The following is a 25,561-nucleotide window of genomic DNA, read 5'->3' on the forward strand; positions in this document are numbered from 1 at the left end:
CCGTACCACAACGACGTCCGGGTATGTAGTCGCCATCTCCCGCGACAGTCAACCGCCTGCTAAGCCCGGTCGACGGCGGCAGCAGGCCGGGGTGGCGTGATCCCCCGAAATGCGACCGTTGCCGCCGTGCCGAGTACCAGCAGCACCGCCGCGGACGCGAATGCCGGTGCGTAGGTGCCCGTTGCGTCCCGGACGGCACCGCCGACGTAGACACCGACCGCAGCCAGGACCTGATGGGCGAACCACGCTGTGCCGAGGATGGCGCCGAGGCCGCCCGCGCCGAAGCGATCGCCGATCAGTCCCGTCTTCAGGGGGATGATGGGCATGGACACGGCGCCGTAGACGATGGCAAAGACATAGAGCTGCCAGAGCTCCGTCGCCATGGCCAGCCACGCAAGTACCCCTGCACGCACGGCATACAACGCGATGAGCAAGGGCTTTTTCCCGTAGCGCGGTGCGAGCTGACCCATGAGCCACATGCTTACCGCGCTGGCCCCGGCGGCGATGCCCAGAAGATTGCCTCCCAGGGCTTCGCTGCCGCCGAGGTCGACAGCGAACCCGGGCAGGTGGGTCGCGACCATGTAGAGCGAGTAGCCGCATGTGACGAACCCCAGGGTGGCGCACCAGAAGTCGGATGAGCCGACGGCTTCACGGAGCGTCGAGCTGGTTGCGGCGTGGCCTGTGGTGGCAGAACGATCGGCTCCATCGGGCTGCTGGCCTACGGAGCTCGGGCTGTTGCGCACTCCGAGCACCACCAGCGGTACAACCAGGAGCATGATCGCACCGAGGGCCGCGAACGCGGACGCCGTGCCCGCCAGATAGATCAGCCATCCGGCCAGGGGCAGGAGCAGGAGCTGGCCGACGTTCAGGCCCATGGAACTGCGCGCCAGCATCCTGGCGCGGTCCCGGACGTACCAGCGCGACACCAGGACGGCATTCGCCATGGACCCGCAACCGGCAAATCCCACAGCGGTGAGGACACCGTAGTACAGGAACAGCTCCCAGCGGTGCTCGATCGTTGCGGACAGCAGAAAGGCCGCCCCCATCAGCCCGGCGCTGGTTGCGATGACGGGGCGCGGCCCGATCACGTCGACCAGGCGGCCGACGAACGGCTGAAGAGCGCCCCAGACGATCATGTTCAGCGACACGGCGACGCTCAGCGTGGATAGGGGCCACCCGTAGGTTTCGTGCAAGGGGGCGAAGAACTGGCCGATGGACAGGTTCAGCCCGAATGCCGCCATCAGGACGACGAAGGCGATGGTTACCATGCGCCCGCCGATAAACGTGTCACTGCCCGTCATGGTGTAACCCTCAAATGAATATAAGAAGGTTACATTGAATCGGATTCCATCTAACCTGTCAAAAGTGCGAAGATAGTTACATGAACAAGGCAGCGCTCCAGCGACCACTGCGGGGAGAACCCATTGCGCTGGATCTCGTCAACACCGAGTGGAATGAGGCGGGCCAGCGACAGGATCTGCTGCTGGCGGACGAGGGTCTAGCGGTATGGCTCGCCGAGCAGGGCATGCCCTGGCCGGCGAGCCCGGAGAACGTTCGGCAGGCATTGGCTGCCGCTCGCGCCGCGATCCGCCAATGCCTCGAGACCGACGACGGCAACCCCGAAGCGCTGGAGGCGCTCAACGCGATCCTGGCGCGCGGCCGCGTTATCCCTGTAATGCGGGGGGCTGGCCCCGATGAGGCCATCGAAGTCCAGGAACACTGGCGAGCGGCCTGGCTGGCTGCCCGAGGGTATCTGGACCTGAGAGCCCGATGGCCTCGGGAGCGTATCCGGGCGTGCGCCCATCCGGACTGCATCCTCTATTTTCTTGACGCCACGCGAAGCGGGACGCGGCGATGGTGTGACATGCGAACCTGCGGCAACCGGGCCAAGGCGAGGCGATATCACCACCGCCATGGACGCTAGCTCGTCGCCTTCCGGTCGTTGCCGTCCGACTGCTCGTGAGCTGCCCCGGGTTGGGCCCGGTCCAGGCCGTCGGGTGGCTGGCTGGCAAAGCGCCGGCACGGGCAGCCGGAATATCGGATCGTGATCAGGCGTCGGTCCGGCGGGCGTACCGGACTTCCGTGACCTTGGTGCTCTGAACCATTTCCTCGCGTTCGGCGCCGTCCGGGCCGAATCCCATGTGCTCGTAGAACGCCCGGGCGCCTGTGTTCTCGCGAAGCACCCAGACGGTCAGCTGCGACCAGCCGTTGGACCGGGCCATCTGCACGGCCCGGTCCATCAGCAGCGAGCCGTGGCCTCTTCGCCATACATCGGGGTCCAGATAGATGGCGCTGACCTCGCCGGTGTCTTTGCCGGCGCCCGCATCCCTGGACGGCCCGACGCTGAGGAAGCCGCGGACCGCGGCGTTCTCCTCCACGACTGCGACCTGCACCCGATCGTCGGACAGCACCTGTTGCCAGAGCGCCTCCCGGTCCGCAACGGTGAGCCGATCGAGCAGGTCATCCGGAAGGATGCCACGATAGGCCGCTCGCCAGCTGGCGACATGGACCCGGGCGATATCCGCGGCGTCCCGGGTATCGGCGATTCGCGTTTCTGCGGTCAACGGGGCCTCGCGGTCAGCACGTTGAGAGCAATGAGCAGCCTGATCCGCATCATACTAGCGCTGGGCCGCGGCTGCCGGCGAAGTCACGCCCTGAGCTTGTACTTCATGACCTTCCCCGTCGGCGTCCTGGGCAGCGCGTCCGTGAAGTGGACTTCCCTCGGGGCCTTGTACCCCGCGATGCGGTTGCGGCACTCCTCGGTGATCGCCTCCGCGGTCAGCTCGGCTCCTTCGTCCGTGACCACGTAGGCGACGACCGTCTCGCCCCATTCCGTATGAGGCTGGCCGACGACGGCTGCCTCCTGGATGCCTTCGATGGAGGCGAGGGCGTCCTCGACTTCCCGGGAGTAGACGTTCTCCCCGCCGGTGATGATCATGTCCTTCAGGCGGTCGGTGATGAAGAGGTAGCCGTCGTCATCGATACGCGCCAGGTCGCCGGTGCGATACCACTCGCCCGCGAAGGCCTCCGCCGTGCTCTCGGGATCCCGGTAGTATCCCTGCATGATCGACTGGCACCGCATCCAGATCTCGCCGACCTCACCGCGCGCTGCCGGCGTGGAGTCATCCTTCATGACGGTGACGTCGCAGCCGCTCACGGCCCAGCGCCCGATGGAGCCGGCCTTGGCGACCTGCTCCTCGGGCAGCAGGGCCGTGCCGGTGGGTCCCGTCTCCGTCATGCCGAAGACCTGGTAGAAGCGATCCGTCCCGTAGCGCTTCATCAGCTCCCGGGCCATGGCGGCATCGATCGGGCCGCCGCCGTACAGCCATGCCCGCACGCTGGAGAGGTCGTACTCGTCGAAGTTCGGGAGCATCTGCAACGGCATGGAATAGGCCACGGGGGCGCCGAAGAACAGGGTGCACCGCTCCTTCTGTACCGTCTCGACGAAGTGGAGCGGGTGGTATTCGGGCAGCAGCACGACGCAGGCGCCGAGGTAGTGGCCGGCGACGAGCATGTTGTTCAGCGGGAAGCTGTGCCATATCGGCATGGCCAGGAGCACGCGGTCCTCGGGCCCCAGGCCGTACACCAGGCTGGAGCCGATGCCCGCCAGCAGCGCATTGGCGTGGGAGTGCATGCAGCCCTTGGGCTTTCCCGTGGTGCCCGAGGTGTAGAGGAGCTCGGCCAGGTCGGTATCCGCAACCTCGACGGGCTGGAAGGCCTGCCGGGCCGCGGCCCGGGGCGGTGCCGGCGGCAGCGCTCCCCCGGCGCTCATGCCGAAAACGGGCAAGGCGTCGTCGGGGCTGGCCTGCTCGTCGTGGATGTCGTCGTCCACGAGCAGGAGACGACTCTCGCTGTGATCGAGAATGTAGCGTGTCTCCGCGGGTGCCAGCTTGTGGTTGAGCGGAACGGCAACGGCGCCGGCACGGAGGATCGCGTAGTAGTTCACGATCCACGTGCTCGTGTTCCGCCCCTGAATGGCGACCTTGTCCCCCTTCCCGATGCCTTGCTCCTGGAGCCACGCGGCCGCAGCCACAACTGCGCCCTCGAGTTGCTCGAACGACAGCTGCCGGTCACCGTCGACGACCGCGGTGCGCCCGCCGAACTTTCGGGCCGAGCTCTCCAGCGCCTGGTTGATCGTCCACATCGTGCTCTCCTCCTGTATTGTTCTGTGTTGCGACGGGACCCTGGTGTCGCGTCCCGTCAGCTGCCGAAGGCCATCCTGCCGGCCGTGTCGGCATCGGTCTCCGGGAACGGCTCGTCCACCAGCCCCCGGCGACAGAACAGCTCCGCCGTCGCGAAGCCGGCGTCGTCGTCGAAGGCACTCTTCTTCCACTCGGCGAACTCCGCGAGCAGGACGCCCTGGTAGATGCGGGCCATGCCCCAGCCGATCCGCCGCGCCTCTTCCTCCCTGGGGTCGTTGACCAGCGGCATGAGCACGTCGAGCTCGCTCTCGATCTTCTGCTTCACGCGCGCGGTTCCGGCCGTGGTGAGATTCTTGAGGCGCCGGCAAATATCGTCGGCGAAGGCTTCCGCGTTCTCGGGCGCGCCCAGGGCGCGTACCACGTCGTGGGCGAGAACGGAGGTGGTGCCCTCCCAGATGCAGTGCACGTGGAGGTTGCGGAACAGGCGCGGGATGCCGGTGTCCTCGACGTAGCCCGCACCGCCGAAGCTCTCCAGCAGCTCACTTCCTGTCTGGGCGGCCTGGCGGGCGCAGGCGAGCTTGTTCAGCGGTGCGAGGAGGCGTGCGAGCTCCTTCGGGCCCCCGTTCTCGGACTGGCCCAGCTGGGCGGCCGTCTCGAAGTTCAGCGCCAGCATCGCCTCGTAGTCGGCGGAGATTCGCGCCAGCCAGCGCCGGTGGATGGGGTTGTCCCGCAGAAGGCTGCCGAACGCCTCGCGCTTGCCGGCGTAGTCGCGTGCCAGCGCCAGCAGCTGCCCGACGCCCGCGGGCCCGCCGATGGCCGCCCAGAAGCGGGCGACGTTCAGCAGCCCCGCGAGCTTGCGGACGCCGCCGCCCAGCGACCCCACCGGTACCGCTGCCGCGCCGACCAGGTCGATTTCCGCGGTGGGCAGGGCGCGGGTGCCGAGCTTGTCCTTGAGCCGGCGGATCTCGAGACCGTTCCACGTGTCGTCCGCGTTGCGGAGCTCGAGAAGAAAGAGCGACAGGCCCTGATCCTCGCCAGCGCTCGTCTCCGCCCGCGCCAGCGCCAGGGCCATGTCCGCCGTCACCGCGGAGGTGAACCATTTCGTGCCGTACAGGCGCCAGCGGCCGTCGGCGTCTTGAGATGCAACGGTGGACGTCCCGCTGACGTCCGAGCCGCCTTCCTTCTCGGTCATCCATTGGCCCGCCGTCCAGGCACCTTCGCGGGCGGTGAGCCTGGGATTGTAGTGTTCCGCGAGCCCGGGGTCGTGTTCCTGGAGAAGCGTGACCGCCCCGTCGGTCATGACCAGGGGGCAGTCGGCAACGGCGCTGGCCGGGTCGTACAGGTGCACGAGGCCGGCCTGCACGACGCGCGAGTGGGCGCCGTAGGCGCGCTCGTGAGGAATCGCCACGAGCCCCTCGCGTTGCCCGATCCGCATCAGCTCGCGCCAGCTATCGTCTATGCGAACCCGGTCGATGCGGCGTCCCCAGGCGTCGTAGGGGGTGTGCTCGGGCTCGTTCGTCTCGGCCTGCTCGGCGAGTGCACCCATGACCTCGTCGGCCAGTGCCCCCATGCGCTCGAGCTGGGGCTCGGCCTGCTCGTAGATCGCATCGGGGAGATGCCATTGCGTCAACAGGCGCAGCGAAGGGTCGGTGTGAAACCGATTGCCGGCACGAGGCGGTTGCTGGAAGAACTCACTCATCTCGCTTCTCCTGGAATCCGTGTGCTGATGCCGCATCCGCGGCCACCGGGCCGAGGGCATGGACGCAGAAACGGGCAACGCCCTGGATCAGCGCGCTCTCGCGTTCGGGCTCGGGCGGCCGGCTCAGCGGTCCGACAAGCGTTTCGGCGATGCCGCCGACGATCGCCGTGGCGACGAGGTCGGCGTCCTGCTCGGCGATCTCCCCGCGCTTGATTCCGTCGCGGATGATGGCGGCGAAGATGTCGCGGTAGGGGATGCGGAAGTGCAGCCGCTCCGCGTCGATGGTTGCGTCCACCGGCTCGGCGAGCAGCGCGTAGGCCAGTTGCCGCCCCTTCAGGGCGCGGCGCGCGAACGTCTCGGCAACCCGCTGGACGCGGTCCCTGGGCGGCAGGTCGACATCCGCTGCGGCGGCACAGGCGTCGATCTCCCTCTGCGCGGCTCGCCGGAACACCTCGTCGAACAGGTCCGACTTCGACTCGAAGTAGCGGTAGATCAGGCCCGTGGAGATGTTCGCCCGGCCGGCGACGGCCGGCATCCCGGCATTGGCGTAGCCGCCTTCGGCGACGAGTGCCTCGGCGGCATCCAGGATGCTCTCCCGGGTCTGAGCCATGCGTGCTTGGACTTTCGCTGTGCGTCGATATGCCATGCAAGTATTGAAACAGTATTCATTACTTGATGCAATTGCCCGGACGCCGGCCTAAGTCGTTGGTCTGGCGGATCGTAGACGCCGTTCGCGGAGGTGGATCATGAGGCACGAAACGCAGATCGGTCTGCTGGACAGGCTCATGGAGCTGCGCCAGGCAGGGCGCAACCAGGACATGCTCGACGCGGTCATGGAGGTGCCGGTCGAGAAATACACCGCCCCGGAGATCTTCGAGGCCGAGGTCCGGAGCATATTCGGCGGCTTCCCGATGCTGGCCGGGCACAGCTCCAGCGTGGCCGAGCCCGGTCGCTATCTGCTCAGCGACTGGAACCGGCTTCCGTTCGTCGTCGTGCGGGACAAGGAGGGCGTCCTCCGGGCGTTTCTCAACATATGCCGGCACCGCGGCGCGCGGCTGGTCTCGGGTGAGGAGGACCAGCTGAGCGCGTTCGTGTGCCCCTATCACGGCTGGGTCTACGGGCTGGACGGCAGCCTGAAGACAGTGACCCGGTCGTATGCCTTCCCGGATATCGACAAATGCAACTACGGCCTCCTGGAGCTCCCCGTCGCCGAGCGCCACGGGCTCGTCTGGGTTCATCCGGACCCGGAGGGCGCCATGGACATGGATGCCCACCTCGGGCCGTTCGGCCAGGACATGCACCACTTCGGCATTGAGGACTTCACCCGGTACACCAAGACGACCGTGACGAAGGAGGCCAACTGGAAGCTGCTGATCAAGACGTATCTCGAGGGATACCACGTTCCGTACCTGCACCGCACGACGCTGGCGGCGAACTTCAGGAAGGGCGTGCTCGCGCACGACGAGCACGGTGCGCACATGCGGCTTGCGGCCGCCCGCACCAACATCCTCGAGGCGATGGACTACGAGCGGAGCAGCTGGAACATCCTCGACTACGCGTCCGTCTACTACCTGCTGTTCCCGAACGCGTTCTTCATCATGCACCCGGACTATGTCTCGATAAACACGTTCTACCCGGAGGCGCCGGACCGGACGGTCTGGAGCCACGAAATGCTCTACCGCCAGGAGGCGTTCCCCGGGGAGAAGGGCGAGAAGGCGCTGAGGAAGCGTTTCGAGTTCACCAATGACGTCGTCTTCGATCAGGAGGATTTCGCCATTGCGGAGGATATCCAGCGCGGGCTCCGCTTCGGGCCGAACAAGTACCACACGCTCGGCCTGGAAGAGGGGCTGGTGGGAATGTTCCAGCAAACCATCGATCACCAGCTCCAGGCATCCTGACCGGGAGGCATCGGCATCCACCCGGACGGCCGTGCTGCCCGTGCCGTCCGGGATTCACTGGCCGACCAGCAGCACCGTTCCCAGGGCGACGGCGCAGAGCTTCTCCTCGCCGCCGTCAACGCAATAGACGTCGCATTGGCACGTTGCCTGCCGCTTGCCGATGCTTCGCGCTTCCGCGCGGGCGACCAGCCGTGTGCCGATCCCCGGCCTCAGGTAGTTGATCTTGAACTCCGAGGTGACGGCATCACCGCCGAGGCCGAGCCCGCCGGCGAACGTGATCGCGTTATCGGCCAGATAGCAGAGAACGCCGCCGTGGGCGAATCCCTGGTGCTGCTTCAGGTTGTCGCCGATGGCAACGCTGATCTCCGCCGTGCCGGGGGCAGCGCTTTCGAGCCGGGCCCCCAGGTACTGGCTGAACGCCTGGGCGTTGAAGACCTGTTCGGCGAATGCGGCTTGATCGTCCATGGCATGCTCTCCCTGAAGGCCTTAAAGAAATGAATCATATTTCACTACTTTGCGCAAGCGGAGAAACGCCCGTGAACGGGGCTGGCGCCTATCGCTCGATACGGCGTCTACGCGAAGCCTGCCCGGTTAAGAGACGGGGGAGATCCGGTGGCCGGGACATGCCGGGCCGCGGGCCGGGCGTCAGCCCGGTGATCGTGTCGATTCGGGTCCGGCCCGCTCGCCCTCCATGGGCGCTGCCGTTGCGGTCGCCGGCGGCGACGGCGCTGCAGCCCCGTCTTCGGTCGCCGGGTCGGGGGATGCACGGGGGAAAAGGGATGATGCGGCGGCAATCAGCAGCGCAAGCGCCGCGAACGCGACGAACGCCTCGATGTAGCCGGCGCGGGCGATGACCCATCCCACCAGCGGGGATCCCACGGCCTGGCCGACCGTGATCGCCAGGAAGGGGACAACCGGCCCCATGGACGGGCGCTCGCGCAGCAGGCGGATGCCGGTGACCAGGTACAGCCCGGTCAGGGTCATGAAGGCCCAGCCGAACACGCCGGCCGACAACAATGCCGTCCATAACTGGCCCGGCGCCACTGCAATCAGGGCCGTTGCGGCGGCCAGGCCCACGAGTGCCAGCGCCTGCGTGGCAGGTGCACCTATCCGGTCGCCGAGGTCGCTCGCCCACGCACCCGCGAGACCGGTAATGCCGATCACGAGCCAGAGCGATCCTGTGAGCCGTTCGGAAAGCCCGCCGACGGCCACAACGAGGTCGGGGGCGAAGATCCAGTAGGCGGACGCGGCCAGACCCATCGCGAAACAGAACACGGTCAGGCGCAGGACCTTCAGCCACCGATCCGCGGTAAGCGACGAGGTCGACCGTGCGTGCTCGGGGTTTCGGGGTGGACTCGACGGGATCAGAAAGAGGGCCGCCAGAACCCCCATTGCCGACAGCACGGCGAACGAAAGATAGGCCGTGCGCCATGCACCGCTGAGTAGAAGTACGGCCGGGACGCAAAGGACCAGGCCGGCGCTGGTGCCGGCATTCATGACTGCGTTGACGCGCCCGCGGAGGTCGGCACGGATAGCGACCTGCACGCCGGAGGACAGGGCGGGCATCATCAGCCCGGTGCAGATCCCACAGGCGAAGATGCCGGTGCCGAGGACAACAATGTCACCGGCCTGGCTGATCAGGGTAAGGCCGACAAGCGCGAATATGCCCGAGAGCGCTGCCGCATGGCGCGGGCCGAGGCGGTCGGCGACGAGGGGTGCGACCACGCTGGCGAGGCAGAAACTGATGAATGCCAGCGAGCCGACGACACCCACCGCGTCGGCGGACAGCCCGAGCTCCGCGCGGATGGACGGGACGAACAGCCCGAACGCGTACCGGGCCAGCCCGAAGGCGATGGCGATCAGCCCGGCCCCGAGGACGGCGAAGCCGGTGGCATCAACCGGCCTCATGCCTGTGCCCCAGCGGGGCAGGCGACGATGGTGGGCACGATCGCCCGCAGGTGGCCGGTCACGGCGGAAGCGCCCAGCACCGGCACCAGCGCGTCGGCGCCTTCGAGCACGACCAGCAGGCGCTCGGCGGTGGCCGGGTCGGGAGCCGCGCGATCCCGGGCCAGCGCGTCGCCGATGACCGCGAGCAGCTCGCGCTTGAGCCGGCGCCCCTGATCGGCGATCGCCGGGTGGTGCTGCTCGAACTCGCCGATGGCCTTGATGACGATGCACCCGCGGTTCGACGTGGTCTCCAGCCATCGGCAATGGACGTCTGCCAGTGCAGCGACGGCACCCCCGGCAGTCGCCTCGTCAACGGCCCGGCGAAGCTCATCGAGATAGCGCTCGTAGCGGCGATCGAGAACCGCCTCGATCAGCGCCTCCTTGGAGGGGAAGTGGTTGTACAGCGTCATCCGGGCGACGCCCGCCTCGGCGACGACGCGGTCGACGCCGGTGGCGTGGAAGCCCTCCGAGTAGAACAGGCGCTCGGCTGTATCGAGCAATGTCCCGCGCTTGCTGGTTCGCATATCGAGCCATAATTTAGCTAGAACGATCTATCTAATTTAATGCCGTGTCTCTCCCAGGTCAAATGGTTGCGCCCTTCTCACTTTGTCGCCGTGACGCACCCGCCACGCGGACGCGACCGCCTGTCCTGAGAAAACCGGAGTCCGACGCGGTAGACTGCTCCGGAACGTATCCAAGACGGCCTTTCTGACCTCGCGCTACAGTGCGGTCACGAGGCGTTTGCCCGGAGAGACGACACCGTGCGCGAAGGAAATGCCGGCCGCTGGTATTTCGGCTGGAACATCGTGGCCGCCGCCACGGCGATCACGCTGCTCACCGTGGGCATGCGCATGGGCATCGGGCCGTTCTTCCTGCCCATGGCCGAGGATCTGGGCATGAGCCGCAGCCTGCTGGCCGGCATCGTGGCCATCGGCATGCTCTGCTACGGGCTCGGGATGCCGCTCGCCGGCCACCTGGCCGACACGCACGGCACGCGGTTCGTGCTGCTGCTGGGCACTGTCATCGTGGTGGGCGCCATCGCCTGGACGGTGACCGCGCGCCACCCCGTTGCCTTCTGCCTGGCCTACGGCGTGCTGCTGTCGCTGGGGTTCTCGTTCACCAGCCCGGTGGCGCTGACACCCGTGATCAGCCGCTGGTTCACGCGCCGGCGCGGCATGGCCCTGTTCTTCCTGTCCACCGGGTCCATGGCGGGGATCGCCGTGCTCACGCCGGTGCTGACCTGGTTCATCCAGGCGGCGGGATGGCAGAACACGCTGCTCGGCTTCGCCGCGGTCTTCGTCGCGCTGGTCGTGCCTGCGACGTTCTGGATCATCCGCGACCAGGCCCCGGCCCACACCGACCTGCCGCCGGGGCAGGGCGGTGGTGGCGAGCGATCGGCGGGGGCAGGGGCCGCCGCGGACGACGCCCTGCTCAGCTTTCGCGAGGCCGTTCGCACCCGGCCCTTCTGGCAAATCGTCCTGGGCCTGTTCGCCTGCGGTTACAGCATGAACCTGCTCGGCACCCACGGCGTGCCGATGCTGGTGGACCACGGCTTCGACCCGATCACCGCCGGCTACGGCATCGGCCTGATCGGCCTGGTGGCCATCCCCAGCACCGTGGTGCTCGGGCGCCTGTCGGATGTTCTGCAGCGCAAGAACCTGCTGGCGCTGATCTACCTGGTCCGCGGCCTGGGCTTTATCGCCCTGTTGCTGGCGGCGAGCGTCTGGGAGCTCTACCTCGTGGCGGCCGTCGCCGGCATCGTGTGGGCGGGCAGCATTGCGCTGTCGTCCGCCATCCTGGCCGACGTCTACGGCATCCGCCTGGTCGGCGTCCTGTATGGCTGGGCCTATCTCGGCCACCAGGTCGGCGCCATGATCAGCTCGTGGCTGGGCGGCTGGGGCTACGAGGCCTTCGCCAGCCACTGGGTCGCTTTCGGCGGCTCCGCGCTGGTCCTCGTGGCCGCCGCGGCCGTGGCGTTTCATCTGCCGCTGCGCGGGTTCGTCCAGGCGCCGGTGGCGCGGTGAGGACCGCATCCCGCGCCGGACCGGGCCGACAGGGCGGGCGCTGTTCGGGGACGGCCCGCCCCGGGGCTGGAGCAGCCGGGGCCGTGTTGATCGTGGGCGGCTCGCAGGGCCTATGCTTGCGGGCCAGCCAGCGGTACCGTGAATGCATCCGGTTCTGCACCATTGACGCGCTATGGAGAGCAGCTTGAGCGGACATTTCCTGGCAACGCACTTCGGCACCTACCGCGTCGCGCGAACACCGGCGGGGCCGCGCCTATCCGGCTGGGAAGCGGATCCCCGGCCGACGCCGTTCGGCCTCGACTACCTGGATCTCGCCAGCCATGGATGCCGGGTCGCGCAACCGATGATCCGGCGGGGATGGCTCGAAGGGGATACCCGGTCCATGCGGGGCGCGGACACGTTCGTTGCCGTGGACTGGCAACGGGCCAGCGAGCTGGTCGCCAACGAGATCCATCGCATCGCGCAAGCGCACGGCAACCGGTCCATCTTCGCCGGCTCCTACGGCTGGGCCAGCGCGGGGCGCTTTCACCACGCCCAGGGCCAGATCAAGCGCATGCTGAACCTGGCCGGCGGCTTTACGGCGAGCCGGCACAGCTACAGCTACGGCACGGCCGGCGCGTTTCTTCCCCACGTCCTGGGCGCCGGGTACGCGGGCACGAACGCCTGCGCCCCGAGCTGGGATCAGATCGCCGAGCACACCGACTGCCTGGTGGCGTTCGGTCTGCGGCTGACCAACGCGCAGTGCGATCCCGGCGGCGTCGGCCGCCATACGGTGGAGCAATGGCTCGGACGCGCCCTGGACCGCGGCATGCGGCTGATCGTGGTCAGCCCGGACGGCTCGGACGCGCCCGCCCACCCGAACGCGGAACACCTCGCCATCCGGCCGAACACCGATACCGCGCTCATGCTCGCCTGCGCCCATGAGCTCATCCGGTCCGGGGCGGTCGATCATGAGCAGCTGGAACGGCTGACCACCGGTTTCGATCGGCTGGCGGCCTACGTCACGGGCCGTGCCGACGGCGTGGCCAAGACGCCCGCCTGGGCGGCGGGGGTCACGGGCGCGGATCCGTCCCGGATCGAGCGGTTCATCGACGCGCTGCGCGCGCCGACGAGCCTGCTGAATCTCGGCTGGTCCCTGCAGCGCGCGACCGCCGGCGAGCAGCCCTACTGGATGGCCATCGCCCTGGCGGCCATGCGCGGCCAGATCGGCAAGCCGGGGGGCGGCTTCGCGTTCGGGCTGGGCTCGGTGAACTCCGTGGGCCAGCCGGTACGCGGTCTCGGGGCGCCCGGGCTGGACCAGGGCCGTAACCCGGTCAGCGATTTCATCCCGGTGGCGGCCATTGCCGACCTGCTGGCCAACCCCGGGGGCACGCTGGAGTACAACGGCCGCACCCTCGATCTGCCGGATATCCGCATGGTGTACTGGGCGGGCGGCAATCCGTTCCACCACCACCAGGATCTGAACCGCTTGCGGCAGGCCTGGCAGATGCCGGAGACGGTGGTCGTGCACGAGCCGGTCTGGACCGCAACCACGCAGCACGCCGACATCGTGCTGCCGTCGACACTGCCGTTCGAGCGCAACGACATCACGGTGTCGAGCCAGGACCGGACCATCGTGTTCAGTCGCGCGGTGCATGAGCCCTATGCCGAGGCACGCGACGATCACCGGATCTGCGCCATGATCGCCGGTCAACTCGGCTTCGAGGAGGCCTTTACCGCCGGTCGCGATACCGAGCAGTGGCTGGCCTCCCTCTACGAGGGGTACCGCGAGCGGTTCCCCGAGCTGCCGGACTACGCCGCCTTTCGCGAGACGGGCATCTACACGCTGGATGCGGATACCGACGCGCCGGCATCCCGGGCGCTGCTCGCCGACTTTGCCGGCGCGCCTGAGGCGCATCCGCTGGCGACGCCGTCCGGCCGCATCGAGCTCTTCTCCGGGACCATCGCGGGCTTCGACTACGCCGACTGCCCGCCGCACCCGAGCTGGGTGCCGCCGGTGGAGTGGCTGGGCGGTCGGCGAGCGGAGGACTTCCCGCTGCACCTGCTCTCGCCCCAGCCCGCCAACCGGCTGCACAGCCAACTGGATGCCGTGGGTGCGAGTCAGCGGGACAAGGTCGCCTCCCGCGAGGCCGCCGTTCTTGCCTCAGCCGACGCGGCTGCCCGGGGGATCGGCGAGGGCGACACGGTCAGGCTGTTCAATGCCCGCGGGGCCTGCCTCGTGGGCGCGACAATCTCGGAGACGCTGATGCCCGGTGTCGTGCTGCTGCCCACCGGCGCCTGGTACACGCCCGAGGACCCGGCAAGCCCTTCGCCCCTGGAGCTCGCCGGCAATCCCAACGTGCTCACCCAGGACCGGCGCGCCTCCCGGCTGTCGCAGGGTACGGCAGCCAACAGCTGCCTGGTAGAGGCCGTGCGTCACGAGCGGCACGCTACGCCGTGATCGTGGCCGCCTTTGACCGAAGTGGTGGGGGTGTGTCGGGGAGGATGACTACGCAGCCGTCTCCCGGCGCAGGCGCGCCCGGATTTCGTCGGACGCCTGCTTGGCCTCCCGGTTGGCGCTGTCGATACCGCGCAGGATCTCGTCCTTGGTGGGCTGGCGCTTGCGCACCGGCAGCCCGGAACGCTCCGGCGACACCAGGTGTTTGGTCAATTCCTGCCAGCTGATCTTCGCCATAACAACTACTCCTTCGTGTACGGTCCATTATTCGGTTCCTTCTCCGCGCGGTCAACCTGCCCCCGCAACAGCATCAGGCGGAAGAGCAGGTGGCGGAACGGGGCGGTGACCAGCGCGAACTGCCGCGCGCGCTCTTGCCCGCCCATAATACCGGCGTAGTTCCTGTAGACATTGACTGCGCCGAGCGTCACGGGCGCCTCGTCCGTCGCGGCACTGACCGGCCCGCGGATGGTGAACGACACGATGCTCTTGCCCTTGTAATCGTCGCGGTAGTACTCCGCAATCCGTTGCCGGCTGGTCGGCGTGTAGAGTCCGTTGTCGTCGACGTGTACGGCGAACTCGTCGCTGTCCTCCACGTAGTCCGAGCGTACGGTGGCCACCGCCGTCGGCGCGCCCGGCAGGTTCCGTGCCCGGATGCCCTCGAGCACGGCCTGGTCGGTGATCGGGGACTCGAGCATGGGGCCGACGACAAGGGCGAGCGGCTCCGGGTCGTCGGGATTGGCGGCGCCGCGCTCGAAGCTGTTGGTGGTCAGCGCCGGGTCCACCAGCAGGGCACCGGTGGTGTACTCATCGTCCAGCAGCGCCTCGCGCTCGTCGTCGGGGTGAAACCGCAGATCGCGCAATACATCGGCGCGCAGATCGGCGTTGTCCTCCAGGTAAGCCCGGCTGTAGTACCACATGACGTTGACCCGGTAGACAACGCCCGGCTCCGTGCTGGCTTCGTCCCACGTCCAGGCCAGATCGAGGACGGCGTCCAGGATATGGCGGATGGTCTCGTCGATGCGCTCCCGGAACTTCGCGCGATCCGCATCGCTCTCCCAGCTCTGCTCGAAATAGCCGCGCACGACCCGCTCGGTTGCCTCGGCGTCGCGCTGGATCAGGCGGTCGAAATCGCTCAGGAAGGTGCGTGGCGGCATCGTCTGGGCCACCTCGCGCACCGCCTGGATCGACTCGTGGAGCTCGTCGCTCTGCGTCTTCTGCCGGTGGTCCCGGCCGGCCTCGCGCAACGCCGTGACCACGGCCACCAGGAGCGCCGTGACACCAACCGCGAGCCAGAGCCAGGGGCTCGGCGCATGGTCGCTGCGGAGCTCCCAGAGGAAGTACCCCCCGATCAGACCCAGCGTCGCCGTCGCCAGTGCCGGCACCGCGGCAGCCCAGGGCCGGCCGAACACCCCGATCAGCCAGTAATAGCCTCCCTTCATCGCGGTCTCCGTATGCGCTCCCCCGCGATCATAAGCCCTCCGGCCCCGTGCGCTGAAATGCCCTCCCGACGCCCGTTCACCCGGCCGCGGCGGATGGTAGGGTAACCGGGATGCCGATCGCGGTGGCGCGCGCTCTCCGTGCGGCCGCCCTGCTGCAATGACGGAGCTGCCATGCTGAACCAGCGCGCGCTGGCGTATCTGAACGAGGTTGCCCGTCGCGGCTCGCTGCGCCGCGCTGCGGCGGCGCTCGATGTCGATGCCTCCGCGGTGAGCCGCCAGATCAAGGCGCTGGAGGCCGAGGTGGGCGTGCCGCTGTGCGAGCGCCAGGGCGGCGGCATGCAGGCGACCGAGGCCGGGCGGCTGCTGATCCGCCATTTCCATGCCCAGCGCTCGGCGGAGGAGGCGGTGCTCTCGGAGGTCGCCGCGCTCGAGAACCTGGCCCGTGGCGAGGTGCGTATCGCGGTGGGTGAGGGCTTTATCGGCGATCTGATCGCCGCCCCCCTGGATGCCTTCATGTCGGGCTTTCCGGGTGTCCACCTCGATGTCCGCATGGCCGGGTTCAACGAGGCGGTGTCGCTTCTCAAGGAGATGGAGGTGGATCTGGCGCTTCTCTATGCGCCGCCGGTGGATCCGCAGCTGCGGTGTCACGTGGAAACCCGGCAGCCGCTGGATCTCATCGTGCCGCCGGAGCATCCGCTCGCGGCGCTGGCGCGACCGGTCGAGCTCCACGACCTGGCGCAATGGCCGCTGGCCCTGATGGACAATCCGTTCGGGATGCGCCAGATGGTCAACATGGTGGCGCATCAGGAGCGCCTGCACCTGGACGCGCGCCTGCATACCAACTCGGTTGCCGTTCTCAAGAACTTCGTGCGTTCCGGTATCGGCGTGACCTTCATGCCCGAGCTGACCGTTGCCGACGAGATCGCCCGCGGCGAAATCCGTGCGCTGCCGATGGCGTACCCGATCATGAATGATGCGCGCGCCCAGATCGTCAGCCTCGAGGGGCGCGACCTGACGGTGGCGGCGACCACCTGCGCCGAGTACCTGCGTAAGGGGATGCGTTTCTTCCAGAACGATGCGCCCCGGTTGCAGGGCGTCTAGTGCGGCCGTTGTGTTGCATTAAATGCAACGGTTTCTGTGTTGAATAGTCAACAATGCAATGACTAGGCTTGCCTTGCACGACATCATAACGGAGGAGGCCCAGCATGATTTCCATAAAGCACATCCGGGTCACGGCGGTGGCAGCCGCCTGCCTGCTTGGGGCGACGGTCGCCGCCGAGCAGGCCGCGGCCGAGACGACGATCAATCTCAGCTACAACGGCGCGCCGGACCCCGACAAGAACGCGGTACACGTATTCGCCACCAACCTGCAGGAGCTGGTGGCCGAGAAGACCGACGGCGAGATCCAGCTCGAGCTGTATCCGAACAGCATGCTCGGCGAGGAGGAGGAGCGCATGGAGCAGACCATGAGCTCCCCCAACCTCAACGTCGCCTCGTTCGCCGGGGTCTCGCCGCTGGTCGAGGAGGTGTTCGTCAGCTCCATCCCGTTCCTGTTCGATGACTTCGCCGCCGCCCGCGAATTCTTCGATGAGGGCGCGTACTGGCAGGAGGTCGAGAAGGCGCTGCGCGAGCGTGCCGGCGTGGAGATGTTGGCCGTGGTCGAGGAGGGCGGCTTCCTGGCCTTTACCAACGACCAGCGCCCCATCCGCCATCCCGACGATTTCGAGGGGCTGCGCTTCCGCGCCATGGACCCGAGCCAGGTGGCGCTCTACGAGGCCTTCGGCGCGTCCGGGACGCCCATTCCCTGGACGGATGTCTACATGGCGCTGCGCACGGGGGTCGCGGACGGCCAGATGAACCCGCCCATGTACATCATTCTCGGGAGCCTCTACGAGGTCCAGGAGTATCTCACGCTGGCGAATATCCAGTACTCGAGCCAGTTCCTCGTGGGCAACGGCGACATGATCGACAGCTGGGACGAGGACACCCGCAGTGCCTTCATGGAGGCCGTGGCGGAGGCCAACCAGGAGGCCCGGCGCCACAACGAGGAGCGCGTCGACGAGCGCATCGCCTATCTCGAAGACCAGGGCATGGAGATCATCCGGCCCACCGACGAGGCGATCGCCGCATTCCGCGAGACGGCCCAGCCGGCCTATCTGGAATGGCTGCGCGAGGAGGGGATCGAGGAGCACTGGATCCAGACGGCGCTCGAGGATGCCGGCATGACGCATCTCCTCGACTGAGTGGCCTCCCGATTCTTCGATCCGGCGGGGACCGGCGCGGCCGGTCCCCGCATGCAACGCAGGTAAGCGGCCATGCTTGTCTCGTTCCGCCGGCGGATGCTGGCGTACAGCCGCCCTTTGTCGCTGGGCATCGCCTCCGCCGTGTTGCTGATCAATCTCGCTGTCATCCTGTACGGCGTGTTCACCCGTTACCTGGTCGGTGGTGCACCGATCTGGACGGATGAGCTCGCCCGCTTCCTGATCATCGGGACCGTGATGCTGGCCGCCGGCGCCGTCTGGGTGGAGGGCGGCCACATGCGCGTGGCCCTGATCGAGCGCCTGCTGCCGCGTCCGCTGGCCCGGCTGCTGACCATCTACCAGTGGCTGCTCACGCTGGCGCTCGCCCTGGGGGGTGCCTGGGTGAGCTACCACTACGCCCTGTCCATCACGGCCATGACCACCTCGGGCCTCGGCATCAGCCGGGCGGTTCCGGTGATGTCGCTGCCGCTGGGTTTTGCCCTGCTGGCCTGGCACATCCTTCTCTATGGCCCGGCAGCCCTGCCCGTGCCCACGGAGGAGGGCACATGACCACGGCGATGCTGCTTGTCTTCATCGTCCACGTGCTCCTGGGCCTGCCGCTGTTCATCGCCCTGCTGGCGGCGGCGGTGGCCGGCTTCCTGTTCGTGGACCCGGGCATGCTGGGGCGCATGATGCCGCAGCAGTTCTTCGGGGGGATCAACGCGTTCTCGCTGATGGCCATTCCGCTGTTCATCCTGGCCGGCAACCTGATGAATACCGGCGGCCTCACCGAGCGGCTCATGGGTTTCGCCCGGCTGCTCGTCGGCCACCTGCGCGGTGGCGTCGGGCACGTCAATGTGGTCTCCAGCGTCTTCTTCGCCGGTGTCAACGGCTCGGCTGTCGCCGACACCTCGGCGCTGGGCTCGCTGCTGGTCCCGGCCATGAGCAAGGACGGGTATTCGCGGGCCTTTGCGGCGGGGCTTACCGCCGGGAGCTCGCTCATCGGCCCGATCATTCCGCCCAGCATCTTCATGATTCTCTATGCATCCCTGACCAATACATCGGTCGGGGACCTGTTCCTCGCCGGGGTTATCCCGGGATTGCTGCTGGGCGTGGCCTTCATGGGCATGAATGCCTGGTACGCCTGGCGCACGGCGCTGCCGAAGCGGGGCACGCTGCCCGGGCCGCGGGAGTTCCTGGCGACCGCGTTCGCGGCGCTGCCGGCGCTGATGGCGCCGTTCATCATCGTCGCCGGCATTGTTGTCGGGTTCGTGACGCCGACGGAGGCCGCCGCCCTGACCGCGCTCTACGTGGCGCTGTGCGGCGTGGGGCTCGGGGAGCTGCGCCTCGCGGACTTCTGGCGGGCGAGCGTGGACACGGCGCGTCTCACCGCTGCCATTTTCCTGATCATTGCCGCTTCCTCGACGGTGAGCTGGCTGCTGTCGTACGCCCAGGTGCCGAGCCAGTTCGTCTCGGTGCTGGCACCGTATACCGACAGCGCGGTCATCATTCTCCTACTGCTCAGCGCCATCACCTTCGTGACCGGCATGTTCATGGAGGAGATCTCCGCGCTCATGCTGCTCACGCCCGTGTTCAGCCCGGTGGCGATGATGGCCGGCATCGATCCGGTGCACCTCGGGATCATCATCACCCTCAACATCACCATCGCGCTGATCACGCCGCCCATGGGGGCGTGCGTCTTCGTCGCCGCGGCGGTGAGCCGCATCGAGATCGTGGCGCTGTTCCGCACCATCTGGCCGTTCGTGCTGACGGCCGTCGGCGTGCTGCTCCTGCTCATCCTGTTTCCGCAACTCACACTCTGGCTACCCGAAACCCTTGGTTGATCTCATGCACCAACAGCATTCCTCCTCTTCCGCGGTGATCCCCCCTGTCCCGAGTTCTCCCGATCCCGACTGGGAACGGCTGACGCAACTGCCGATCCGGGACAACGCCGAGCAACTCGTTCCGGTGAGCCTGGCGCCGGGAGCAATCAAGGCCTATCCCGTGTACGCACGGCTGGGCATTCCGGGCGCCGTGCCGGAGTGCTTCGTTCGCGAGGGCGTCTACCATGCCCTGCTCGCCGCAGCCCGGGCGCTTCCCGAGGGTCTCTCGCTGCTTGTTCTCGACGGCTGGCGTCCGTGGCGCGTCCAGCGGCATCTGTTCGATACCCTCTACGAGACCATCCGGCAGCAGGACCCGGAGCTGACGGAGACGCAGCTTCGCACTCGCACGCGGGAGTTCGTCTCGCTCCCCAGTCGCGACCCGGAGGCGCCGAGCCCGCATCTCACCGGGGGCGCCGTCGACGTCACGCTCTGCGGGGCCGACGGCCTGCCCCTGGATATGGGGACGCTGTTCGACGAGCCGTTGCCGGCCTCGCATACGGACTACTTCGAGCGGCTGGCGTCGCCGACGTCGCAGCAGCGGCGTGCGCGCGACCATCGCCGGCTGCTCTACGACGTCATGGGTTCGCAGGGGTTCACCAATCTACCGAGCGAGTGGTGGCACTTCGATCTCGGCGATCAGTTGTGGGCGTACTACGGCGAGCACGACGCCGCCGTCTACGGCACCGCCGAGCTGGACACCATCGAGCGGCGCTGGCGCCGCAATCTGACCTGAGACGGAAAGCCCGGTTCTCCGGGCGTCGCAGGGGCGTTGGGCGCGTGCCCCCGGTCGCTGTGGGGGCGCACGCGACCGGGACTATAACCACTCCGGCGAGGAGGAACGTGATGGACGTTGTCGTCATTGGTGCGGGGGTTCTGGGCGTGACCACGGCCTGGTACCTGCGCAGGGACGGGCACACCGTCACCGTCGTGGACCGGGCCGAGGGGGCGGGCCGGGAGACCAGCTTCGCCAACGGCGCGCTGCTGCACGCCAGCCATGCCGAGCCCTGGAATGCGCCCGGCGTGGTCTGGCAGCTGCTGCGGTGGCTGGGCCGGGAAGACTCGCCGCTGCTGTTGCGCCCGGGGCAGATCCCGCGCGTGGCGGGCTGGGGGCTGGCGTTCCTGCGCAACAGTACGCAGGCGCGATTCGCGCGGCATACGCGGATCAATGCAGCGCTGGCGGTCTACAGCCTGCAGCAGCTGCGGGCCCTGCGGGCCGAGACGGGGATCCGCTACGACGAGGCGGCAAACGGCATTCTCAAGGTCTTCCACGACCGCGCCGCACTGGATACGGTGCAGGCCGCATCGCAGATCATGGCCCCGCTCGGGGTGCGCCACGAAGTCCTGGACAGGGCGGCAACCGTGGCGCGGGAGCCTTCACTGCAAGAGACGGCGGAGCACCTGGTCGGCGGGATCTACTACCCGGACGACGAGAGCGGCGACGCCCAGCGTTTCACCGAGCGCCTGGCGGCCCTGGCGGCGGATCGCGGTGTCGTGTTCCGTTACGGCACGTCGGTGGAGCGGCTCGGTGTTCAAGGTGGCCGGATCGATTCCGTGGAGACGGATCAGGGGGGTCTGGAGCCGGACGCGGTCGTGCTTGCCGCCGGCAACGACTCGCGTGCGCTGGCGCGACAGGCGGGGCTCCGTCTGCCCATCTATCCCGTCAAGGGCTACTCGGTCACCCTGCCCGCCGAGGGCTGGGCGGCGGCTCCGGCCGTCCCCATCATCGACGATGCGCGCAAGATCGTGCTCACCCGGATCGGCGATCGCATCCGCATCGCCGGCATGGCCGAATTCGCCGGTCATGACACGACGCTGCACCCGCGGCGGGCCGAGGCGGTACTGCGGCAGGCGTGCTCGCTGTACCCGAGTCTCACGGAGCACGCCCGGGGAGTGACCCCGGACTACTGGACGGGGCTGCGCCCCATGACCCCGGACGGCCCCCCGATCCTCGGGGCGTCCGCCGTGTCCAACCTCTATCTCAATACCGGGCCCGGGCACATGGGCTGGACATTCGCCTGCGGCTGCGCCCGCCTGGTCGCCGACGAGGTCAGCGGGCATCCCCCTGCGATTGCGCTGGACGGGCTGGGACCACGGCGCATGTGGTAGGCGGAACCGTTCCGTCCGCCTGCCACACGCGCCGTAGCGCCAGTCACCGGGTATTCCTACCGGATTTCCAGGTCATAGAGCCCGCCCGCGCTACGGAATGCGTCCCGGATCTGGAGGCGGTACTCGCCCGGCTCCAGCTGGGCCCGTAGGCGGGAGTTGAGGCCGGTTCCGCCATCATCGTCAGCGAGGGAGACTCCCTCCCCGGAGAGTTCCAGGTAGGCGTCGAAAGCCGTGGACCGGAGATCAATGGTGTAGCTTCCGGCGTTGTCGATGTCCAGGGTATAGCCGTTGCTTTCCGACGGCGGAAGCATGCCTTTGATCTGGTCGCTCGGGGCAACCCGTCCGTCATTGTGGAGCGCGAAGTCGTCACCCAACGGCTCCCCGTTGGCCTGCAGGGTGAACATGCCGTTCCCGCCGCTGGAGAACGAGCTCACGCGGACCGTGAATTCGCCCGCCTCCAGCAGGGCTTCAAGACGGGAGTTGGTTCCGGGCCCGTAGTCATCGTTGCTCAGCAGGCGATTGTTGCCTTCTACCTCCAGCACGGTGTCGAACGTCTCCGAGCTCAGATCGAAGGTGTACAGCGCCCGCTCGGGAACCTGCACCGTGTACTCGACCTGGTTTCCCTGCAGCAGGCCGTTCACGGAGGTCCCCAGCTCAAGCGCACCGCCGTTCTGCAGCTCGCGGTCTTCCGGCATTTCCTCCTGCGCGACGGACAGGGAATAGAACCCGCTGCCCTCGTGGTTGTAGCTACGCGCGCCGAGCTCATACTCGCCGGGCTCGAGCATGGTCTGAATGCGGGAATTGCGGTTTTGCCCGCCATCGTCATCGGTCAGGCTCATCCCCTGGCCCGAGAGCTCCAGGATAGTGTCGAACTCGGGACTGGTCATGTCCACGGTGTAGAGCCCGCTTTCCTCGATCACGAGGGTGTGGGTACTGGTCTCGCCGTCGAGCCAGCCCTCCACGGTGGAGCCCGGCTGGACGGTGTCGTTGCTGCTGAGATCCCGCAGTCGGGATTCGATATTGAACGGACCGTCCTCGCCGTTGCCTCCGCTGCTGACCACGAGCAGGTACGTCCCGGCTGTCCGCGGCCGGTAGGAAAGCCGTCCCGGCGACCGGTTGTTCCCCAGGCCCGTCTGCCCTTCGGCCATGGTGCTTGCGACCAGCTTTTCCTGGGGGCTGTACAGGGCCAGATCTCCCGGAAAGGCGGCATCCAGCTCGAACTGGGCCAGCTGGTCACGCGGAAGGTCGACGGCAATTCTGTGGTAATGGCTGCCATCGTTGAAGTTGCGCGGCGCCTGGGAAGTCAGCTCGCCATCGTAGACTTCTCCCATGGCAAGCTGCTCGGTGCCCAGTCGTTCCTGTACCAACGGTGCCAGCAGGTATCCGGCCGCGCCGGCTGCCACTACCAGGACCAGCGCCACCGCAGCGGCGATTCCAGGGTTGATTCGCAAAACAAATCTCCTTTTCTCTCAATAGAATCCGTTGGACTTCCTTAACCCATGGACACGCGGCAGCCATTCCCCTGCCGGGCGGCAGCGGCTCGTCGTCGACGGGAGCCCAGGGATACCCCGCGGTCCAGGGTGAACGATACTGTTCCGATGATTAGGTCGCAAACAGTACAAGGGGAAAAATGGGGCGTTTATCGGCGCTTTCGAGTAGACAACATGGAAGGAGATGGAGCCCCATGACTCGGTAGCTCGGGGTACCCGGCCGTTTAGCCTATGAGCCTGTATGTCCATTTGCCCGCTGATGAAGAAAGCCGCCCGGGATGACTCCCCCGGTAACAGCCCGGTCAGTTATCCGGGGTGAGGTCAGTGGCCATAGCTAACGCCGTGGAATCCTCTAAAACTAGAAGGACTCACGCCGAAACCCCGGCTTGGCGCGTCTTGTGCGGCGGTGCTAGAGTGAGCGTTGATGCTGCAAGGGACTTAAGGATGAATGCGGCTGAAACAGGGATGACACGCAGGGACCGACTCCCCGACTATCCAGGTGCCTCCTGCCTACATGCCCGATAAAGTCCCCCGGCATCGTGTTGCAGTAGACGCTGCGTGAGATTCACAGGGACAGCGACGGGGGACAGGGATGTCTATTTTCATGAGTTATAAGGGAATCAAGGGCGAGTCGTCCGACAAGAACCACAAGGAGTGGATCGACATCGACGACCTACACTGGGGTGTTAAACGCAACATCACCTCGAACACCTCTACCCAGAACGACCGTGAGTCGGCCAACGCCGTAATCCAGGACCTGACGCTGGCCCGACGCATGGACAGTGCTTCCCCGAACCTCTTCATCGAGTCCTGCTCCGGCAAGGGCAAGACGATCGTACTGCATCTAACGAAGACCGGAACGGGTACCGGCAGCGACGCCTTCATGGAGTACGCCCTGAAGAACGCGCTGATTAGCAGCTACGAGATGAATGCCGAGACCGAAGCCGATGAGCGGCCCACTGAGCTGCTTACCATCAGCTTCGTTGATTTGGAGATGAAATACACCCCCTACGACCAGGATGGCAACGCGATGGCGCCAGTCGCGGTTGGCTTCGATACGTCGACCGGCGAGAAGCGATAATAGGGAGGTCTTTACCATGATGGAGATGAGGGTCGCCCTCGGAGGCGTGGGTATTGGTATTCCTCGAATGAATGTCGGAATCAGTATCAGTCACGCTGCGATCATAGATTTTCGCTCGGATATGAGGTCCACACCCTTTCGTCTAGTGATTGCTAGCGATGATTCCTTATCCGGGTTCAGTAACAGCTTTATATCAAGCCATATCATCACTGAATGGTTTCCGGTTAACGTGGCCAAGCATTCGTGGCTGCATAGAAAAAATAGACTTCGAGGACAGTTGGCGGATTTGGCGTGTTACGGAACGTATGTTGGTTCCGGGTTCGTCGATATCAATTTCACTGTATACGATGAGTATGGTGAGCCTAGGACCTTGCTGCATACTGCCAACAGGGCAACGTCCTCCGGCTGGCAGTTTGACAGCACGAAAGTACGGGGGCACCTGCAGCGCATGTTCAGTGACTTCGATTTGGAAAGGAACATTCATCTGCGGGAGCAACACAACAACGGTATCCCGGCGCGGGAGGCTGATTAGTTATGACCCGCTTTTTGAGCATCGTGGTACTGCTCGTGGCCGGCTACCTTGCGTTCTCAATCTTTATGATGGTATCCACGGATTCCGCCGTATTTACAGAGATCAACAGCGAATTCTCGCGCAGTACGACGCCCTCATGGTTCGTGGAGACGTTCATGCATCCGGCAACAGGGTACGTTGTTGTTGCGCTCTGCATCGCGTTGCTCGTGAAGGAAGTTCTGGTGAAATCCGCAAAGGCCTGCTTGGGCATCAACATCGCCATGTTGGCTGTTTTCGGCGTCTTTTCCTACCAGTTCGTGCCGCCTCTTGTCGGTTAGTTGCAAATGGAACTGTGCCCGGAAAGGCGCGCTTGTGGCTATTTACCTGTACATGCTGCGGACGTGCCGACAACCAACCCAAAATCCAGGCTTTGCTGGGGATTCGGACGCGGTGCTAGGCATCCGTCTTGAGACTGCGAGGAACTTAGGGATGAATGCGGCTGAGACATGTGGGATTCACCGATTCAGCGCATCCAAACGAGCCGTGGCGGTGAATTCTTTGCCATGAGCGTTCGACAGGCGTCCATGGCAGCGGGCATCAAGTTCCGTCCTGTGCGCCCTATCTCAATGGCAAAGTCGAGCGTTCCCAGCGCACCGACAAAGAC

General features: G+C 66.7%; 24 protein-coding genes. 13 read left to right on the top strand and 11 right to left on the bottom strand.

Annotation, left to right across the window (positions count from 1 at the left end):
* Nucleotides 1–59: 59 nt before the first annotated feature.
* Nucleotides 60–1,301: an MFS transporter gene (locus QWY84_RS16075; protein WP_290203914.1), complete on the bottom strand. Its 1,242-nt coding sequence runs from the start codon at nucleotides 1,299–1,301 to the stop codon at nucleotides 60–62.
* A gap of 80 nt (nucleotides 1,302–1,381) precedes the next feature.
* On the opposite strand from QWY84_RS16075, the gene QWY84_RS16080 reads away from it, so the two are divergent.
* Entirely contained in the window at nucleotides 1,382–1,924 is a 543-nt protein-coding gene (locus QWY84_RS16080) for a CGNR zinc finger domain-containing protein (RefSeq protein ID WP_290203915.1), read from the top strand.
* Between the two features lie 124 nt (nucleotides 1,925–2,048).
* Here the strand turns inward: QWY84_RS16080 and QWY84_RS16085 are convergent, their stop codons facing one another.
* The 4 genes from QWY84_RS16085 to QWY84_RS16100 form a co-directional block, all read right to left on the bottom strand.
* A complete protein-coding gene (locus tag QWY84_RS16085; RefSeq protein WP_290203916.1) occupies nucleotides 2,049–2,564 on the bottom strand; it encodes a GNAT family N-acetyltransferase in 516 nt (171 codons plus the stop codon).
* Between the two features lie 83 nt (nucleotides 2,565–2,647).
* Nucleotides 2,648–4,144 carry a class I adenylate-forming enzyme family protein gene (locus QWY84_RS16090; protein WP_290203917.1) on the bottom strand — a complete coding sequence of 499 codons (1,497 nt, stop codon included), beginning with the start codon at nucleotides 4,142–4,144 and terminating at the stop codon, nucleotides 2,648–2,650.
* A 56-nt stretch (nucleotides 4,145–4,200) separates the two neighbouring features.
* Entirely contained in the window at nucleotides 4,201–5,841 is a 1,641-nt protein-coding gene (locus tag QWY84_RS16095) for an acyl-CoA dehydrogenase family protein (protein ID WP_290203918.1), read from the bottom strand.
* Nucleotides 5,834–6,451 carry a TetR/AcrR family transcriptional regulator gene (locus tag QWY84_RS16100; protein ID WP_290203919.1) on the bottom strand — a complete coding sequence of 206 codons (618 nt, stop codon included), beginning with the start codon at nucleotides 6,449–6,451 and terminating at the stop codon, nucleotides 5,834–5,836. The genes QWY84_RS16095 and QWY84_RS16100 overlap by 8 nt, the downstream gene beginning before the upstream one ends.
* A gap of 136 nt (nucleotides 6,452–6,587) precedes the next feature.
* Here QWY84_RS16100 and QWY84_RS16105 point away from each other — a divergent pair, with 136 nt between their 5' ends.
* Nucleotides 6,588–7,739 carry an aromatic ring-hydroxylating oxygenase subunit alpha gene (locus tag QWY84_RS16105; RefSeq protein WP_290203920.1) on the top strand — a complete coding sequence of 384 codons (1,152 nt, stop codon included), beginning with the start codon at nucleotides 6,588–6,590 and terminating at the stop codon, nucleotides 7,737–7,739.
* A gap of 54 nt (nucleotides 7,740–7,793) precedes the next feature.
* On the opposite strand, the gene QWY84_RS16110 is transcribed toward QWY84_RS16105, so the two are convergent.
* The 3 genes from QWY84_RS16110 to QWY84_RS16120 form a co-directional block, all read right to left on the bottom strand.
* Nucleotides 7,794–8,204 carry a PaaI family thioesterase gene (locus tag QWY84_RS16110; protein WP_290203921.1) on the bottom strand — a complete coding sequence of 137 codons (411 nt, stop codon included), beginning with the start codon at nucleotides 8,202–8,204 and terminating at the stop codon, nucleotides 7,794–7,796.
* A 180-nt stretch (nucleotides 8,205–8,384) separates the two neighbouring features.
* Nucleotides 8,385–9,647 carry an MFS transporter gene (locus QWY84_RS16115; protein ID WP_290203922.1) on the bottom strand — a complete coding sequence of 421 codons (1,263 nt, stop codon included), beginning with the start codon at nucleotides 9,645–9,647 and terminating at the stop codon, nucleotides 8,385–8,387.
* Nucleotides 9,644–10,210, bottom strand: coding sequence for a TetR/AcrR family transcriptional regulator (locus QWY84_RS16120; RefSeq protein ID WP_290203923.1), 567 nt, complete (start codon nucleotides 10,208–10,210; stop codon nucleotides 9,644–9,646). The genes QWY84_RS16115 and QWY84_RS16120 overlap by 4 nt, the downstream gene beginning before the upstream one ends.
* A gap of 237 nt (nucleotides 10,211–10,447) precedes the next feature.
* Between QWY84_RS16120 and QWY84_RS16125 the strand changes: the two genes are divergently transcribed.
* Both QWY84_RS16125 and QWY84_RS16130 read left to right on the top strand, forming a co-directional pair.
* The gene (locus tag QWY84_RS16125) at nucleotides 10,448–11,710 is read left to right on the top strand and encodes an MFS transporter (RefSeq protein ID WP_290203924.1); all 1,263 of its coding nucleotides are present in this window, start codon (nucleotides 10,448–10,450) and stop codon (nucleotides 11,708–11,710) included.
* A gap of 184 nt (nucleotides 11,711–11,894) precedes the next feature.
* Entirely contained in the window at nucleotides 11,895–14,150 is a 2,256-nt protein-coding gene (locus tag QWY84_RS16130) for a molybdopterin-dependent oxidoreductase (RefSeq protein WP_290203925.1), read from the top strand.
* Nucleotides 14,151–14,198: 48 nt separating this feature from the next.
* Here the strand turns inward: QWY84_RS16130 and QWY84_RS16135 are convergent, their stop codons facing one another.
* Nucleotides 14,199–14,384 (bottom strand): hypothetical protein, encoded by a 186-nt coding sequence (locus QWY84_RS16135; protein ID WP_290203926.1) that lies wholly within the window; start codon nucleotides 14,382–14,384, stop codon nucleotides 14,199–14,201.
* A gap of 5 nt (nucleotides 14,385–14,389) precedes the next feature.
* A complete protein-coding gene (locus QWY84_RS16140; protein ID WP_290203927.1) occupies nucleotides 14,390–15,586 on the bottom strand; it encodes a hypothetical protein in 1,197 nt (398 codons plus the stop codon).
* A 171-nt stretch (nucleotides 15,587–15,757) separates the two neighbouring features.
* Between QWY84_RS16140 and QWY84_RS16145 the strand changes: the two genes are divergently transcribed.
* The 6 genes from QWY84_RS16145 to QWY84_RS16170 all read left to right on the top strand — a co-directional run bounded on the left by QWY84_RS16145 (nucleotide 15,758) and on the right by QWY84_RS16170 (nucleotide 21,815).
* Nucleotides 15,758–16,687 (top strand): LysR family transcriptional regulator, encoded by a 930-nt coding sequence (locus QWY84_RS16145; RefSeq protein ID WP_290203928.1) that lies wholly within the window; start codon nucleotides 15,758–15,760, stop codon nucleotides 16,685–16,687.
* A 104-nt stretch (nucleotides 16,688–16,791) separates the two neighbouring features.
* A complete protein-coding gene (dctP, locus tag QWY84_RS16150) occupies nucleotides 16,792–17,829 on the top strand; it encodes a TRAP transporter substrate-binding protein DctP (protein WP_290203929.1) in 1,038 nt (345 codons plus the stop codon).
* Between the two features lie 72 nt (nucleotides 17,830–17,901).
* Nucleotides 17,902–18,396: a TRAP transporter small permease gene (locus QWY84_RS16155; RefSeq protein ID WP_290203930.1), complete on the top strand. Its 495-nt coding sequence runs from the start codon at nucleotides 17,902–17,904 to the stop codon at nucleotides 18,394–18,396.
* Entirely contained in the window at nucleotides 18,393–19,670 is a 1,278-nt protein-coding gene (locus tag QWY84_RS16160) for a TRAP transporter large permease (protein ID WP_290203931.1), read from the top strand. Before QWY84_RS16155 ends, QWY84_RS16160 begins: the two co-directional genes overlap by 4 nt.
* 4 nt (nucleotides 19,671–19,674) lie before the next feature.
* Entirely contained in the window at nucleotides 19,675–20,442 is a 768-nt protein-coding gene (locus QWY84_RS16165) for a M15 family metallopeptidase (protein ID WP_290203932.1), read from the top strand.
* Between the two features lie 110 nt (nucleotides 20,443–20,552).
* Complete coding sequence (locus QWY84_RS16170; RefSeq protein WP_290203933.1) at nucleotides 20,553–21,815, top strand: D-amino acid dehydrogenase; 1,263 nt, start codon at nucleotides 20,553–20,555, stop codon at nucleotides 21,813–21,815.
* Between the two features lie 56 nt (nucleotides 21,816–21,871).
* Here the strand turns inward: QWY84_RS16170 and QWY84_RS16175 are convergent, their stop codons facing one another.
* Complete coding sequence (locus tag QWY84_RS16175) at nucleotides 21,872–23,266, bottom strand: hypothetical protein (RefSeq protein WP_290203934.1); 1,395 nt, start codon at nucleotides 23,264–23,266, stop codon at nucleotides 21,872–21,874.
* Between the two features lie 643 nt (nucleotides 23,267–23,909).
* On the opposite strand from QWY84_RS16175, the gene QWY84_RS16180 reads away from it, so the two are divergent.
* The 3 genes from QWY84_RS16180 to QWY84_RS16190 are packed head-to-tail and all read left to right on the top strand — an operon-like array spanning nucleotide 23,910 to nucleotide 25,235.
* Nucleotides 23,910–24,386, top strand: a complete 477-nt coding sequence (locus tag QWY84_RS16180; RefSeq protein WP_290203935.1) for an Hcp family type VI secretion system effector — start codon at nucleotides 23,910–23,912, stop codon at nucleotides 24,384–24,386.
* Nucleotides 24,387–24,402: 16 nt separating this feature from the next.
* Complete coding sequence (locus QWY84_RS16185; RefSeq protein WP_290203936.1) at nucleotides 24,403–24,918, top strand: hypothetical protein; 516 nt, start codon at nucleotides 24,403–24,405, stop codon at nucleotides 24,916–24,918.
* A 2-nt stretch (nucleotides 24,919–24,920) separates the two neighbouring features.
* A complete protein-coding gene (locus tag QWY84_RS16190) occupies nucleotides 24,921–25,235 on the top strand; it encodes a hypothetical protein (protein WP_290203937.1) in 315 nt (104 codons plus the stop codon).
* The last annotated feature ends 326 nt before the right edge of the window (nucleotides 25,236–25,561 follow it).

Source organism: Aquisalimonas lutea, from assembly GCF_030409225.1.
In the GTDB taxonomy this organism is placed as follows: domain Bacteria; phylum Pseudomonadota; class Gammaproteobacteria; order Nitrococcales; family Aquisalimonadaceae; genus Aquisalimonas; species Aquisalimonas lutea.